At 57.8% G+C, this 14907-nt stretch carries 10 protein-coding genes; 6 read left to right on the top strand and 4 right to left on the bottom strand.

What is annotated here, in order from left to right:
* Positions 1-254: 254 nt before the first annotated feature.
* Positions 255-1175, bottom strand: a complete 921-nt coding sequence (locus V6607_RS03975) for a restriction endonuclease (protein ID WP_069673153.1) — start codon at positions 1173-1175, stop codon at positions 255-257.
* 361 nt (positions 1176-1536) lie between these two features.
* On the opposite strand from V6607_RS03975, the gene V6607_RS03970 reads away from it, so the two are divergent.
* The 5 genes from V6607_RS03970 (at position 1537) to V6607_RS03950 (ending at position 8511) form a co-directional block, all read left to right on the top strand.
* Positions 1537-2499, top strand: coding sequence for an ATP-binding protein (locus V6607_RS03970; protein WP_070413320.1), 963 nt, complete (start codon positions 1537-1539; stop codon positions 2497-2499).
* Complete coding sequence (locus V6607_RS03965) at positions 2500-3732, top strand: hypothetical protein (RefSeq protein WP_106116480.1); 1233 nt, start codon at positions 2500-2502, stop codon at positions 3730-3732.
* Between the two features lie 80 nt (positions 3733-3812).
* Complete coding sequence (locus V6607_RS03960; protein WP_338743213.1) at positions 3813-5918, top strand: hypothetical protein; 2106 nt, start codon at positions 3813-3815, stop codon at positions 5916-5918.
* Positions 5919-5925: 7 nt separating this feature from the next.
* On the top strand, positions 5926-6615 hold the full coding sequence (locus V6607_RS03955; RefSeq protein ID WP_070413317.1) for an OmpA family protein: 690 nt from the start codon (positions 5926-5928) through the stop codon (positions 6613-6615).
* Positions 6616-6690: 75 nt separating this feature from the next.
* Positions 6691-8511, top strand: a complete 1821-nt coding sequence (locus V6607_RS03950) for a hypothetical protein (RefSeq protein WP_338743212.1) — start codon at positions 6691-6693, stop codon at positions 8509-8511.
* 476 nt (positions 8512-8987) lie between these two features.
* Here V6607_RS03950 and V6607_RS03945 read toward each other — a convergent pair whose 3' ends face one another.
* Together V6607_RS03945 and V6607_RS03940 are read right to left on the bottom strand one after the other, a co-directional pair.
* Positions 8988-10040 (bottom strand): ADP-ribosylglycohydrolase family protein, encoded by a 1053-nt coding sequence (locus V6607_RS03945; RefSeq protein WP_070413365.1) that lies wholly within the window; start codon positions 10038-10040, stop codon positions 8988-8990.
* A 10-nt stretch (positions 10041-10050) separates the two neighbouring features.
* Entirely contained in the window at positions 10051-10308 is a 258-nt protein-coding gene (locus tag V6607_RS03940; RefSeq protein WP_069673146.1) for a hypothetical protein, read from the bottom strand.
* A gap of 119 nt (positions 10309-10427) precedes the next feature.
* Between V6607_RS03940 and V6607_RS03935 the strand changes: the two genes are divergently transcribed.
* The gene (locus tag V6607_RS03935; protein ID WP_019582650.1) at positions 10428-11303 is read left to right on the top strand and encodes a WYL domain-containing protein; all 876 of its coding nucleotides are present in this window, start codon (positions 10428-10430) and stop codon (positions 11301-11303) included.
* 142 nt (positions 11304-11445) lie between these two features.
* Here the strand turns inward: V6607_RS03935 and V6607_RS03930 are convergent, their stop codons facing one another.
* On the bottom strand, positions 11446-14847 hold the full coding sequence (locus V6607_RS03930; RefSeq protein ID WP_070413315.1) for a TM0106 family RecB-like putative nuclease: 3402 nt from the start codon (positions 14845-14847) through the stop codon (positions 11446-11448).
* Positions 14848-14907: the final 60 nt, after the last annotated feature.

Below are 14907 nucleotides of genomic sequence, written 5' to 3'. Positions count from 1 at the left end.
AAGATGCTCAGCGCCCCGATCCGATCGTTGACCGACTTCTACCTGTCGCCATCTGCAGCTATGGGCAGTTCACTGCCAATCATGGTTACGAAGCGTGCTGGTCAGTTCGAATGCAAACGAGTAGTCAAGTGGAGTGCTGTATTCCAATTGGTATTCCAACCAAAAACAAAAGTCGATATTAGTTTTATAAATCAATAGCTTACTGAGCAGATTAAAATCACCCCGGTGAAGCAATCAACCCACCTCCCCCACCTTCACTCCCCAGAAAAGTAGTCACTATCCAGCTGCTTCACTTCATAAACCTGCTTAACACTAACCCCCAAATTGTTCTCAACCATCAACCGAGCCATCTCAACCCCATCGATCAGCACCACTTTGATATCCAGCCCAAGCGCCGCCTCCCGGGCCCCCACGGAAAAATCCGAGGTGGTGATAAACACCCCCTTACGCGCCCGCTGCCGAGTCAGCGCACCGATAAACTTATCAATCTCCGGCCGATGCACCGTATTGCTCCAGCGCTTGGCCTGCAGGTAGATCACGTCCAGCCCGAGCTTATCCTCATTGATAATCCCGTCGATGCCATCATCATTAGTAGCCTGGGTTGCCTTGCCGGCTTCTTTACGCGAGCCGCCATAGCCCATGGCCAACATCAAATCGACCACCAGCTGCTCAAAGAAAATCGGACTGGCAGCCCTCACCTGTGCCAGAAGGTCTTCGGCGAGCGACTGAATAAGTGCCTGGTGAGCATCAGCCAGTTGCTCATCCGGGGTCGTCTCGGCGCGCTCCACAGCCACACCCCCCATCACGCTCAGCACCTCGGTGGTCTGGGGTTTGGCGGTGTGGAAATCGGCGAACTCAGGAAACTGCTTCAGCCAAGTCACGGTGATGCGCGCAGGGCCGTTGGCCAGCGCTTGCCGACCACGGTCGGTGATTTGCACCATGCCCTTGCTCGGGATAGTCAACAAACCTGCTTTGTTGAGATACGTCCTAGACCAGCCCACGCGGTTGTTGATCACCGTTTGATGCCCAGATGGCAGCCGCTCCTTGCGCTCATCTTCAGTTAGCTGGAGTACATCAGCGATGCACTCGCGAAGTGCGCTAAGCGGTATCGCAACACCGTCCCGAACAGCCTCCAACACGGGGCGCATGACACTTTGAAAATCCGGGATCGACATCGTTTTTCCTCTTCGGTCGTCGCGACGCTTTCAGGACGGTCGTCGTGAGGGTTGCTCACGCTCATTCGGCATGATGCCGCATTGATATCTTCGCGCAAAATGCCAGTTCGCAGTGGAAGCAGCAAGCCCAGCCCCAACCGGCTTACGAGAATAAATCCGACGCGCTTTTCTTTTACATCCACCTCAAGTACCGTCGCAGCCGGTCGATACAAGCAAATGGCCACAATTCATTTCGCACCCATCACCTCGACAAATGGAATTCTCGTGTGAACATTCCCCTGCGCCGCACATTTGCTCTGCTCAGCCATTCGCCCTCCGGCCTGGTCATCTGCCTGCCCCATAACCTGAGACAGAGCTGAGCATGTCTTCCAGAGAATACCTGTACAAAAACCTTCGTCCTGAACTCGTCGCTCCCGACGCACCCGCCCTAGCTGACGCCTGTGCACCGCAACGCAGCAGCGAACCGCGCTTCACCCTTGAGCGGGACGTGGTGCTCTCGGCCAGTAATCGTCAGCAACTGGATGAGGCTTTAGTCAAGATTCGCTATCACGACGTCATCTATGAGACCTGGGGTTTCGCGCAGGTCGACCCAAACGGCAGAGGCACGCTGCTCAATTTTCATGGCGCCCCAGGGACCGGCAAGACCCTCACCGCCGAAGCATTCGCCGGCAGTATCGGCAAGCGGCTGATCAATGCCAGCATCGCTGACCTGGAAAGCAAGTTCATGGGTGACACCTCGAAGAACATCGTCAGCCTGTTTGCCGCAGCGCGCAACGAGGACGCGGTGCTGTTTCTCGATGAGGCCGATACGCTGCTCGGTCGTCGCCTATCCTCAGTGACCCAGGGCATCGACAATGAAGTCAACGCGATGCGCTCGACCCTGCTGATCGAGTTGGAGAAACACCCCGGGATCGTGATTTTCGCCAGCAACTTCGCTCGCAATTACGACTCGGCGTTCGTCAGCCGCATCTCTCAGCATATTCATTTCGAGCTTCCAGGTGATGACGAACGTCGAGCGATCTGGGCCAAGCTGCTGGTCCAAGGCATCCCTCTGAGCCTGGTGCGCGAAGATCTGATTGAGGCGCTAGTGCAGCCCTCTGCCGGTCTCTCTGGCCGGGAAATCCGCACCTGCCTGCGCCTGGCGTTGCCCAAACCCTTGCTGGAAGGCGGCGGTGGACGGCTGACGCCTGAGCATGTGCTCGGCGCCATCGAGCAATTGCTCCTGGCACGCAATGACATAAATGTTTCCACACCTGGCGAACAGACCGGGCGTACCGATATCGCACGCAAATTGTTGGGCGTGAACTCAAGGAGTGACGGGTAAATGGGCTGGTTGAGCAAGATCAAAGGTTTTGTCAGCAAAGCGGTTCAGGTGGTCAAGGAGAAGGTCGTAGAGGCGGTCAACTGGCTGGCTGACAAGGCCGAAACCTTCGTTGGTGAAGTCAAGCGTCTATACAAGGCCGCCAAGCCCTATATCTCCAAAGCCCGTATGGTGCTGAGGACCATCGCCGCGAATGTGCCAATCCCTTGGGTTCAGGGCATCAGCATGGCGCTCGACAAGGCACTGGCTGTCTTGGAGCATCTGGATAACCATCCGCTTGTAGCCAAGGTCGATGCGGCGATCAAATGGGTTATCGCCCGCGCCCGCGACATCAAGCGCCATCTGCTTAACGATCAGGAAGTCAAAGAAGCCGAACAGCGGGCCGCCGACCTCGAAGCCGCGATGGAGCGCGTTGATGAGTCGGGCCGCCAAGCGCTCGAAGGCCTGGCCATGAGCAACCGCTACGAGCTGGTTCGTGCTCGGATCAGCCGACTGGTCGAGGATGAAGCGTTCGTCAACTTCGAGCACTACCTACGCATTCGAGCCGTGCAGAAACTGCTGCCCCTGTACGAAGAGCAGATGGAGCACGTCAAAGAAATTCACAATGTGCTGGATGAGCCGCTGTTCATCATTCAGATCGCCAGCCAGTTGATAGAAGGCCACGCCGAACTCGATGACGATGCCATGGAGCGCCTCGACAGCTTGACCACCGCTCGATTCGGCAAGCCGGTGATCCCGTTCGTGTTCGAAGAGATGATCAACGTGTGGGGCTTGGACCTAAAGCAGCATCAAGACACCTGGGAGGAGTTGGGCAAGCGCGTGTCCCGCGACCAGGTGATCGTCAAGCGCCTGAACAATTTAGCGAAGCTGGAACCACTGCCGGTCGAGGAGGCCAAGGTGCTCACCGACCTCGAAAAACTGTTGCCTACCGACGAGGCCCGTTTGGACAAACTTGCCAGCGATGTCCTCGCCAAGCGCAACTATGTCTATGCAGCCGAGGGCTTCCTGCAATTACTGGAAAATGACGAGCAGCGCCTGATCGACCAGGACCGTGAATACCTTATCGACGACGGTTTTGAGGTGGGTGAACTGCTGATTCGCTGCGCCCAAAACGGCGAGAAGTGGGAGAACCTCAAGCGCGAGGAACAATCGCTGATCATCAGCTTCGCCAACATCTTCGAAGCCGACTGCCGCAAGCGTGCCGAACAATTCACCCAGGTTGAGGTGGCAGCGTGAGTGGCACAGTTCTGGAGTTCCTATCGCCATCGTTGGGGAACCCGTTGGAGTTGGTATTCTGCACGGTGATCATAGGTGGCATGCTGGTTTCGCTGATCACCGCCGAGGTGTTCGGCCGCGCTCCGGCTTGGGAGCGCAACTGGCAAGGCGGCACGCACAAGGGCGCGCTGGACATCGAGCACGGGGCACTCGGTGAGTTGAACCAGGCAGTGGCCACTCTACCCGAACGCATCGTAGCCAATATGCCGGGGCTGCTGTTAATCGTCGGCTTGCTGGGAACCTTCCTGGGCCTGGGCATGGCCTTGGACAAAGCCTCTGGAATCCTGCAGGGCAACGCCGATTCTCTGAACGCAATGAGCGACTCGTTGGGCCAGCTCACGGGCATGATGAAAGACTTGGGTACCAAGTTCAAAACCTCGACCTGGGGGATCATCGCTTTTATCGCGCTGAAACTGTGGGACTCTGCCCGCTGGTCCGCTGAAAGCCGCCGGACCGGCTGGTGCGTCGACCGCATGAAGCGCGACATCGACAACCGCCGGGATCAGCACAAGAACGCAACCGAGCTCCGTGACCAACTCACCCGGCAGGCCCTGGCCGCCGTCGGTGAGCAACTGGTGCAGGCCATTGCCGGTCAGAGCCAATTGCTGGGCAATGAACTCAAGCAGCTTAAGCTGATCGAGTTGAAACGCGGACAAACCTGCGATGAGCAGTTCGCGCGGACCGCCGCCAATCTGGACGGGCAACTGCAGCAGCTGCAACAACTCAGCGGAGCGGAAGGCTATCTCGCGGCACTGGCTCGCTACTCCGCCCACCTGCCGCGCCTGGACCTGCTCGAGGGCCAAGGAGAAACCCTGCTGGGCCTCGACGCTGGCCTCGGCCGCCTACAGGCGCAACTGGAACAGTCGAGCCAGCAGCTCACCGGGCTGGGGCAGACACTCGAACACGGCCACCAGTTGACGGAGCGCCTACAACAGACCGCTACCCTGCAATGGGAGCACGCGCGAGATGAAAGTGAGCGCCAGAGCCAAACCTTGCTGGCGACCCTGACTGAGCAGCATGGCGCGCAACTCGACGCAGACCGCGCGCAGGCGACTCATCTGCAAGAGCGGTTTGATGAGTTGGCCACACTTTCGACTAAAGGTATCGAAGCGACACAGGCAGTTGGCGCGCATACACAAGCCAGCCAGCAGAGCCTGGAGTTGTTCGTCACCACCAGTACCAACAACCTCAATACGCTCGAGCAAGCCGGCATTACCATGGGTAAAGCCGCGAAGCAGCTGGCCCAATCTGCAAGTGCCTTGGAAGGCAGCGTATTAACCATGGAGAAGAGCGTCGGTGCGGCCATCGACAAGCTCAACGATGACTTCCATGCCCACCTGCAGACGATGCAGGGCAGTCTCGATGCCAACATCTCACGCCTGAGTGACGTAATGAACGAGCTGCAGACCGGGATGATGGATAACGTCAACCGGATGAGCCAGGACTTCACTCACAACACCACGACGATGTCGGAGAACCTGCGATCGGCTACCGACAATATTTCCGAGGCCGTAGTCCGGCTCTCTGGCGAGGTCAATGAGGTGATGGCGAGCGTGAGCCGCAACATCGAAGGGGCCAACAGGGCTCAGACCAACGCCAGCGCGATGTTCACGACGACCAACGACGAGCTCAACGGCGCCATCAGTCAGATGGAAAAAAACATGAGGACGCTGGGAGAACAGATCACTCAAGGGCTGACTGATATCTCTGAGAGTAATAGGAACATGCGAGCCACGGGCAAGAAGCTCGAACAGTTGAAAGAGCTGCCCGATAGCTTTGACAAGCTGCATGGGCATTTCCAGGAACTGCTCGCCCAAGGCACGCAAACCTTGCTAGTGCTCGAAAAACTGGCAGGTGAGCTGCGCAGCGACCCGCACCAGCGCGGCCAACTGCTCAGCGAAGCGGTGAAAAATCTGGCGCAGCTGTCCTCCCAACTCAAGACGCTGACAACCAGCACGCAGCAAGGCACGCAGCAGGTCGCCAACCTGCCCCAAGCGCTGGCGGAAAAGGTCGGGCAGCAGTTCTCCAATCACCTGCAACCCCTGCAGCAAGCGGCGGGCTCTACGGTTGCCCTGCTCCAGCAGATGGCCGATCAAGCCCAGCAGCCGCTGGCACGCAAGCCTTCCGACGAGCCTCTGACAGCGTGAGACGGCCATGAAAGAAAAACCCAATGAATGGGTCTCGATCTCCGACCTTATGTCTGGGGTAATGGCCGTAGTGATGCTGATGCTTGTGGTGTCGGTGCTGCAGAACAAAGCGGCCGAGGCTGCGATGGCAGTTGAGAAGCAGCAGATGGAGGCCGCTCGTCAAGAAGAGCGCAGCAAAGGCGACGCAGCCCAGCGGGCAAGCCTGAGCAAACTGCTGGCCGCTATGCAGTCGGACCTGCAGCGCACCGGCGAAACGGATCTGGTGGACATCGACATTCAGAACCGCCGTCTGACCCTCCCCGACAATGCCTTCGCCCGAGGGAGCGCCTGCATTACCCCAGCCGCCCAGGGCGCACTGACCCTGCTCAGCGCACGGGTGGCCACCTTCATCCAGGATTACGGCCAGGGACAAGTGCTGGTAGAGGGGCATACCGACAACCTGCCGGTTTCCCGCCCGGTCACCGACTATGAGCGTTTTTGCACGGTGTATGACGACAACTACACCTTGTCTGCCGCACGGGCACGCGAGGCTCGCAAGCTGCTGATTCAGGCGATTGAGCCACAGCAGGCACGGCGCGTGGTGGTGGCAGGCTACGGTGACTCACGCCCCAAACCGGGCGTAGACCCCGCCAGTGCCCTCAACCGTCGAGTGGAGGTTCAACTGGTAGTGGCCACGCAGCCGCCGACGGCAAATTAGCGCGATGCAGCCCACGCTCCATATTGGCCGGCGGCTCCCCTGAACCTGATTTAGACACCGAGAGGCAAGAACACGATGGCAACTACAGGAATCGATTGCGACGACGAACTCTTCGCCAGCCTGCTCAGCGCCAAGGCCGATGAGGTGGACATGTTGGTGGACATCATCACCGACTTCTCAAGAGGCCGCGCCGGTCTGGACGCGGACATCAAGAAGCGGCTGGTACAAGCCAAGCACAGCTCCCGACCTGCCGGCTACGAACAACAGCAGCTCGAGCTGCTGGGACACGAACTGCAGCAATTCGGCGGGCACTCGGCGATGAACCTGACGCGCCGTTTCCTGAAAAAGTCCGCTGTGCCCTATGCCGAAATCGTCAACGACGTTTATCAGAAGCTCAATGGCAGCGACGCAGCGAGCCGGTCCGTCGCCGACAAGGAACGTCAGATCGCCTTGGCGCTGTTCGGTGCCGGTTGGCGTGAGTTGGCACCCGAAGATCGCTTTGAGCGCACCACCAGTACCATGGTGCTGGCCGGGCTGTTCAACCTCAAGGACGCGCTCTCAGTCAGTTCTGGCTCTGCAGTCGGTCTGTCGGCAGCAAGCAGCGCGGCGTTGTTCACCGTGGCAACCACGGGGTTTCGCCTGAACCCCATAGGCGCCGTCGCCACGTTAGGCTTCGGCCTGCATAGCAGCATTGCCGAAGCCTACCGGGTGACCGTGCCATTTGTGGCCCAGATGGGCTGGATTCGCCTGCGCCACGAAGCGCCTGCGACACGCTCACCGGCGCCGAACACTGTCGCTCCCGCCTCCACGCCGGGCGCTTCGGAGCTGGTCGTGCAGAACGGCCAGGGCGAAACACTGCTGAAACTCAACGTGCTGCAGCGACCACCTGCAGGCGTACATCGTGCGCTCCCCACCGACCAGATCAGCGCGCTCAGCCCGTTGCTGGCCAATGTGCCGGGGCTTGCCGCGCTAGGAGAGATGTCCAGGGGCAACTATGTAGTGTGTAGCCTGCCCTTCGAGACACTGACCAAAAACGCCAACAATGATGGCAGCGTCAGAGCTTTCGTCCGTACCGGTGGCAAGATCAGCGAGCAGGCCAGCCTGTCATTGCCTGAAGACCTGCAGAACGTGCTACTCAGCGGTGCGGTGTGGAACGCGGTGTCCTCAGCCGTGGGCCAGAAGCACTTGCACGATATCAACGAGAAGCTGAACGCCATTAAACGCCAGCTCGACAGCGTGCTGCGCGAACTGGACGAAGCCCGCTGGGAATCGCTCGCCGGAATGGTCGACTATACCCAGGACCTGCTCGACCACTACGCGCAAGACGGCATTAGTCACTACGCTGTGCAGACCCTCGAAAGCCAGCACAGCCAGATCACGGCTCTGAGGCAATTCTTCGACCGCAAAATGAAAGAAGAGCTGGACGTCGCCCAGGCTGTCGAGGCCGACAAGCTGTTCGGGGCAGACAGTGCCCGCCAAGCGCTGAAAGGCAGCCTGGCGAAGATGGAAGGTTGGGTGAGCGGATACTTGCAAGCTACTCAGTTGCAGGTTGTGAGCAGCGCCTTGCGCTATATGGCTGATCCGCAGCAACGTCACTGCAGCGCTGCAGCCAAGGTACTTGCAAGTCTGGGGCAGCTCGACGCTATCGCCACCCAGAGTCGCAGTGTGTACAGCTCGCAGATGGAACTGACCAGCTCACGAGTCTTCAGCCTCGATAGCACGCTAAGCCAAAGCTTCACGGCGCAATTGGACAGCATTGCCGGTTCGCTGGCACAAGGTCCATTCGACATCCGCCAGCTGCACCAATCGCTATTCAATCAAGGTGAACACCAGGTGTTGCTGCGTTATCAAGATGGCCAAATCGCCGAGGCGCAGCTGCTCGATCGGGCGATCTGATCAAGGGTAGCCAGGGTAGCCAGCAGACAGGGGCGTGAACGTCACAACGCGCATGCTCCTGCCGCGTTTCAATCGATGCAAAGCCACGGCCGCAAATGAGCCCGGTTCGCCAGCACCAGTTGTTGGGCCTCGGGCTTGGGGTCGTTGACATTGGAGTTGATCTGAAAGCGTTGCACCACGTACTTGACCAGCGCATTCTGCCCTTCACCAGCGTCAAGGCTCCCATGGATCCGGACCTATTTGGCAACCTGTGTATCATCGATACTCCGACATTGAATTCATCGAGTCCACGCCGTTCCATGCAGAGTCGCTGTACATCGTGCTGAACAAAGCTGATGTGAAGTCTCAATGCTCAAAGCCCCGTCCTGTTCGCGGCTCGATAAAACGGGCGAACTATCACCCACCTATTCTTCAGAATCGTTGCAGCGCCAGTAGCTCCGCGAGCGCCCCTTTGAGCCAGCCTGCGTTACGTGCGCTCAACTCCCGGGATATGCCAATTCGATCTGCTGATCGAACACGCCGCCAACCCCACAGTACTCACGCGGCACGCGCTCAAGATCCTCAGCTACCTGCTCAATCACCTCACGCAATTCCAGTTGCTCTAACCATCGAGCAGGAATCGCTGTAGCACCATACTGTGCCCCCAACAAATGCCCGGTGATGAGCCCGGTACTGTCGCTATCACCACCGTGATTCACCGCTCTGATCACGCCCTCTTCTAACGAGGAGGCTGCCAGGGCGCACCACAATCCGATAGCCAGCGTTTCTTCGGCGACCCAGCCACCACCGAGTTCGCCTATTCGTTGCGCGGTGGGCTGGTAGCCCTCGTAAAAGAAGAAGAGAACACGCTCAATGAGGGCTCGTGTTTCTTCCATACCGGGAACTTGACCGTATTGGGCCAGGCTCTGAGTGATCGCGTGTTCCAGGCTGTCTTCTCTATCGACAATGCGCTGGAGAATATCGGCAAACATCCCGGCCGCCAGATAGCCCGTAGGATGCCCGTGAGTCAGGCGTCCTGACTGGGCAGCGTAGTCAAAGGCGTTTGCAAAGAAGGCGCAAGGTGCGGCTCGCATCAGGGCACCACAGCCTTTACTGTTGTTCTCGGCCACAGCGCCCAGCCGTGGACTGGCCTTGAGTGCAGTGAGACAGGTAGTACCAGGTGTGCGCCGAGACCAGAGCGCCGGTTGCTCGAACAACCACCCGTCTCGATCAACCGGTATCGCAGCAGCGTGACCCTGGGTTATCAGCCATCGCAGTAGTGAATGATGAATGACGTCAGGGACGTGGCAAGCCCCTCGTGAGCTACCGCGCACGTAGGCCCGCAACAAGCCTTCCGCGGTAAAAAGCATCATCTGAGTGTCATCGGTAATGGCGGCGGTGATACCGTACGCCGGAACAAAATCGATGATTCCCTGTGGACCGAACCTGGCTTCGATTACCGACCACTCGAGAAACTCCACTGGGGCGCCTAACGCGTCGCCAACAGCGCCTCCCAGCAGGCAGCCTTTGATCCGTTCAAGTCTGTTCATGTCCATTCCCTTATCCCTCAGCCGGGATCAATTCCTGCAAAATCACCAGCTTTCTTTGCAACTGCTCGATATGTGCTTTTTCAGCGCGCAGTGCCGAACGCAACTCGCGGTTCTCTGCCTCCCAAATCCGCGCCCAGCGCGCATTTTTTTGGCAGCCCATAGCCATCTGCCAGAGCTCACGCAATCTCAGACACTGATGCAGTAACACCAGCAGGATTGCTCCCATCATCAGCAATGCACCCGTCGAAACCGCTTCCGACATACTCATGTCCACTTCCTTTCGTGACTTCAATTCATTTTGAAGACAGACACACGATATGTAGTGTTAAGCGACAGGTCTAGAATGTAGACTTATACAGGTAAAGTATTCGCGCACATGGAGAGGGTATGAAACGCAAGCAGTCCATCGAACAGGTCCGCTGGGATCTGGCACTTCGCTATCGTTTGATTGAGACCGTTGCCTGGTGGGAGGGCCGGTTGACCACGGGACACTTGATGCAGAGCTTCGGTATCAGTCGCCAGCAGGCGTCCAAGGACATCAACACCTACATCACGGAACATGCGCCTAAAAACCTTACATATGACAAAAAAATAAAAGGCTACGTGCCCGGCAAGGCGTTCACGCCGCTGTTCATCGACGACAGCGCAAGCGCCTATTTGCACCTGCTCTACCAGAACAACGAACGCGCTCCTCACATTGATGGGCTCGCCCTGGCTTACGCTCACACCAAGGTGCTGGAAGTCCCGGATCGCCCGATCCGGCCGGAAGTCCTGCGCCCATTGCTCAAGGCCTGTCGCGATGGCCTGCGCCTGGAAACCGAGTACGTATCGCTCAACACACCAAACGTGGAAATTCGACTGATCGCCCCTCACACACTGGTCTACACCGGTATGCGCTGGCATGTGCGGGCTTACTGCGAGAAGAACGGCCAGTACCGCGACTTTGTACTCAGCCGCCTGCGGGGCCAGCCGGATTTGCTCGATGAATCGCAGAATACTCGCGAGCTGGATGAAGACTGGAATACCGAGATTCCCGTCATTTTTGCAGCCGATGGACGGCTGAACGCGGCGCAGAAGTCAATCATCGAAACCGACTTTGGCATGACTGATGGCCAGCTGGTAGTGCCCAGTCGTAGAGCGCTGGTGAAGTATGTATTGCAACGCTATCAGATCGACCCGAGAAATCAGGCCACTAACCCCGAGGCACAGCAAATCGTGGCAACCAACCTCAAGGAGTTGCGCCCCTGGCTCATGAATGACTGACGCGCGCGCATCCCCTTTTCCAAGGTGTTTCGCTCATGGTCGAGTGTGGGCTAGCGGTCATTGCGGTCAGTCCACATTCGGCCAGGCCACGAGCACACTTCGAGCCAGGTTTGCCTGATAGATGTAAAGCCCCTTGGGATTGCTATGCACGACGAACAGGGGCGCTGGTAACCGCTCCATACCTGACAGCCATGCACAATCCGTTTACCAGGCTCATGTCGTGCGGAGTCAGACAACGAATGGCTGTCAGATCAGGGCTGGCTACAATACATGCCAGTGACTTCGCCCGACTGACGGCCACATTCAAGCGGTTCTTCGAGTACAGAAAACCAATGTCTCGGGGCAGATAATCTTCATTCGAGGTCGCCATCGACACGATGACGATCTCTGCTTCCTGCCCCTGAAACTTATCCACAGTACCGACTCGAGCGCCCGCTGGCAGCACTTGTTTCAACAATTGCACTTGCAGGTTATAGGGGGCTACTACCAGGATGTTTTCGATGCAGATCTCGTGCTCAACGCCCTTGTTATCCACATAACGCTGGCGCAAGAAGTATGCGTAAAGGTCTTTGACCTGTGCCGCCTCTTCGGCCGAACTCTGACTGTTGCCATCGTGCTCCACAGGGCAAAACATCAGCCCGCTAGTCGGCACTTCCGGTCGCTGGCCATCCAGCACCAACACCCGCTGTTCGGTACCGGGCGCAGAAGAAAGCTGACCTTCGTACACAGCCTGCGAAATGAACGAGCACACGCTGGGGTGCATGCGCCAGGTTTGCGCCAGGAACACTCCGCGATCAGGTGCGATAGTGGGTGTGCCATCCAGTAGATAGTCGAGGATGGAATCGCCCGAGCGGCCCGGATGCACGCCTTGCACCGGCTGTGACAGTTGCATCTGGTCGCCCATCAGTACGATGTTGCTTGCAACCATACCCATCGTGACCAGGTTCGCCACGCTCACCTGGCCAGCCTCGTCGATGAACAGATAGTCCAGTTGCTCGGTGAAGGCGGGATCGGCAAACAGCCACGCAGTGCCGGCCGTCAAATCAATGTTCGGCCCCCAAGCATCGAGAAATTCGGTTTTGTCCTCGATCGAACGAATGCAGCGGCCAGTGAATTCCGTACCCTCTCCCTCCGAGGATTTTTTCAAACCCTTGAAAGTGAATCCCTCCTCTTGCGCGCGAGACTCGACAGCCGCCAGCAGGTTATTGATGGCGTGGTGCGAATTGGATGTCACGCCTATGCGCTTGCCTGCCTTGAGCAAGTCCACGATGACATGGGAACCGGTATAGGTCTTACCCGCACCCGGCGGTCCTTGAATAAACAGCACGCTGTTATCGAGGTTGCGTACCACTTGCTTGATGGCATCAATGGTCGGCAGACCGGGATCAAGCAGTGGCGCACCAGGCTCAACGTCTTTCACCCGTGGGGCGCGTCGATGCAGGAAGTCTGTAACCGCCTGGAAGCGCTGTTCGCCTGCCAGGAGGCTGTCGGCATAACGGAACAACGCCTTGCGCAGCGAAGTGGACGGGATTGGCTTGCCGGGGATCATGTCGAAGTAATCAGGCGGTGCATTTCTCTCTGTTGCCTTGAATGTCGCCAGACCGTTGTCATGGTCCAGATCAACCAACTGTGCGCTGGCCAAGGACTCGGTGATGAGACCTTGAGAGCCAGTACGCATTTTGGTTTCTTGAGGCTCGAAACTGTACTCATACAGATAAGACCGATTGATCGGTTCCGCAGGTGTTTTTGTACGCTGCAATCCGGCCAGACTCTCGATATCCTCCAGCAGCTCCTCGGTCGTCATGTCCAGACGGCTGAACATCTGCCACCACGTCGGTTTATCTGCGCGGCGGTGGAAGTCGAGTAACTGGAAAGTGAGCAAGGTGACCTGATCCTCGTCACTCATGGCCTCTTCCTCGATTGGCAGGCCACCGAGCAGACGAACGCGATAACTCTCCAGAAGAATCTCGATTTCCTTTTGCTCCACGACCGACTTCTCGCTTTCGGCCTGAGTTCCGATAAAAACGCCGGAATTTGACGGTTTGATCTTCAGCAGCCAGTTGCGCAAAAGGTACGTGGATAGCACATCGTCTTCGTTATAGCGCTCGATCTGCTCAAGCAACACCGATTCGCCGGTCTCTTTCCACCGCTCATAAAACACGATACTCGCGCCAGCATTGGTGACATCGCCGTCGCGTTGATCCATGTAAAAGTGCTCGATATTCTTGATCGAATAACTGGGCTCCGAAACCCGGATCGCTTCGCGCACGACCTTGTACAGATCGATCAGTTTGCCGTTGCGCAGCAACCAGTCCACTTGTGCTTCGCGTGTCCCATGCTGGCTCATCAGGCGCTTGATGGCCGTCTCTTCGTAACTGGCGTAGTGGTAAATATGCGCGTTGGGGTAACGCTTGAAATGACCGATGACCCAGTCGAGGAACTGCTCGAAGGCGACCTTTTCTTCTTCTCGGGTATGCGCCCAGAAGGGCTTGAAGGTTTGCTGCCCAGCTTCGTCGATGTACAGACCGAAGAGGTATTCCAAGCCACCCTCCTCCAGCGGATTGCCCTCCATGTCGAAGAACAGATCACCTTCGACCGCCTTGGGCATCCGATGGAAGCCACGCCGCTCACCGGAGACAGGCAGAAGTTCGAACAACGGGACATCACTGGAACGCCCCTGGAACTGCAAACGCGCTTGATGCCGCAACTTGCTCAACGACTCTGCCTGCAATTTCGGAATGCGCAGGTCGTCGGCACTGTCCGCCAGCTGGTGCAATGTGGTCACGCCGGCACTCTGTAACTTCTTGATTTGCGAACGGCTGATACCCGCTACCGCCGAGAGGTGATCGTCCTGCTGTCGTTGTTCGTCGCAGCGATCACGCCAGGCGCAGAACCCACAATGCCCGCATGGTTCGGGATAGGTGAATGGCGGTTCGGCACTGTTCACGAACGCATCGAAACGCTGCAGCACATGCTCCAGATAATCGGCGTAGGCGGCGACCCGAAAGGCCTGTTCGGTACGCGCAGCATCACCGAGTACGACATACATAAACGCTGGCTGCACACCCTGGATCGAGATCAGCATTCGTGAATAAAGCGCAACCTGCACAAGGAACTTGGCCTTGGCCGTTTTCGCCAGCTTGGTGTCGATCACCTCATAGCTGTGGTCGCCCAGTGCCGACGCCAGCGGCACTTTACGCAGAAAGTCGGCATGACCAATAAATGCGCCTTCCTGAAGCGACGCCTGGAAGATGATGTCGACACCGGCCTTCATGGCATGGATAGTCAGTTCCACCCGACGCGCGAAACTCGGATTGCCCTGGGCAATGTCGACTACGTTGGCATATTCGCTTTTGAGCCGCTCGAAAAAGGCCGCCTCATGGGCCAGGCCTTTGTCCTGTATCAATCGGTTCTGATCGCTCGCCGCCGCTTTTGCCATGGGCAAGACAAGGTTCTGAAGGTCTAGCGCCGTCAGGTGCTGACATTCAAGAAAACCGCAGATATCTGAGGCGGAGTACAGCTGAATTCCGTTTCGGGTTTGCATGGTCGCTCCGGTCCGGTGAAGCGACCTGGATCGCGTCACGCTGGTTCAATGTCGTATGGG

It is taken from the genome of Pseudomonas sp. KK18 (assembly GCF_037094675.1).
Taxonomy (GTDB): domain Bacteria; phylum Pseudomonadota; class Gammaproteobacteria; order Pseudomonadales; family Pseudomonadaceae; genus Aquipseudomonas.
Note: the sequence above shows the minus strand (reverse complement) of the source record. Positions and strands in the feature narration are given on the sequence as shown.

Excerpts from the sequence above, each read along its gene's own strand:
- V6607_RS03975 (WP_069673153.1), bottom strand. The coding sequence starts at position 1,175 with ATGTCGATCCCGGATTTTCAAAGTGTCATGCGCCCCGTGTTGGAGGCT.
- V6607_RS03970 (WP_070413320.1), top strand. The coding sequence starts at position 1,537 with ATGTCTTCCAGAGAATACCTGTACAAAAACCTTCGTCCTGAACTCGTC.
- V6607_RS03965 (WP_106116480.1), top strand. The coding sequence starts at position 2,500 with ATGGGCTGGTTGAGCAAGATCAAAGGTTTTGTCAGCAAAGCGGTTCAG.
- V6607_RS03960 (WP_338743213.1), top strand. The coding sequence starts at position 3,813 with ATGCTGGTTTCGCTGATCACCGCCGAGGTGTTCGGCCGCGCTCCGGCT.
- V6607_RS03955 (WP_070413317.1), top strand. The coding sequence starts at position 5,926 with ATGAAAGAAAAACCCAATGAATGGGTCTCGATCTCCGACCTTATGTCT.
- V6607_RS03950 (WP_338743212.1), top strand. The coding sequence starts at position 6,691 with ATGGCAACTACAGGAATCGATTGCGACGACGAACTCTTCGCCAGCCTG.
- V6607_RS03945 (WP_070413365.1), bottom strand. The coding sequence starts at position 10,040 with ATGAACAGACTTGAACGGATCAAAGGCTGCCTGCTGGGAGGCGCTGTT.
- V6607_RS03940 (WP_069673146.1), bottom strand. The coding sequence starts at position 10,308 with ATGAGTATGTCGGAAGCGGTTTCGACGGGTGCATTGCTGATGATGGGA.
- V6607_RS03935 (WP_019582650.1), top strand. The coding sequence starts at position 10,428 with ATGAAACGCAAGCAGTCCATCGAACAGGTCCGCTGGGATCTGGCACTT.
- V6607_RS03930 (WP_070413315.1), bottom strand. The coding sequence starts at position 14,847 with ATGCAAACCCGAAACGGAATTCAGCTGTACTCCGCCTCAGATATCTGC.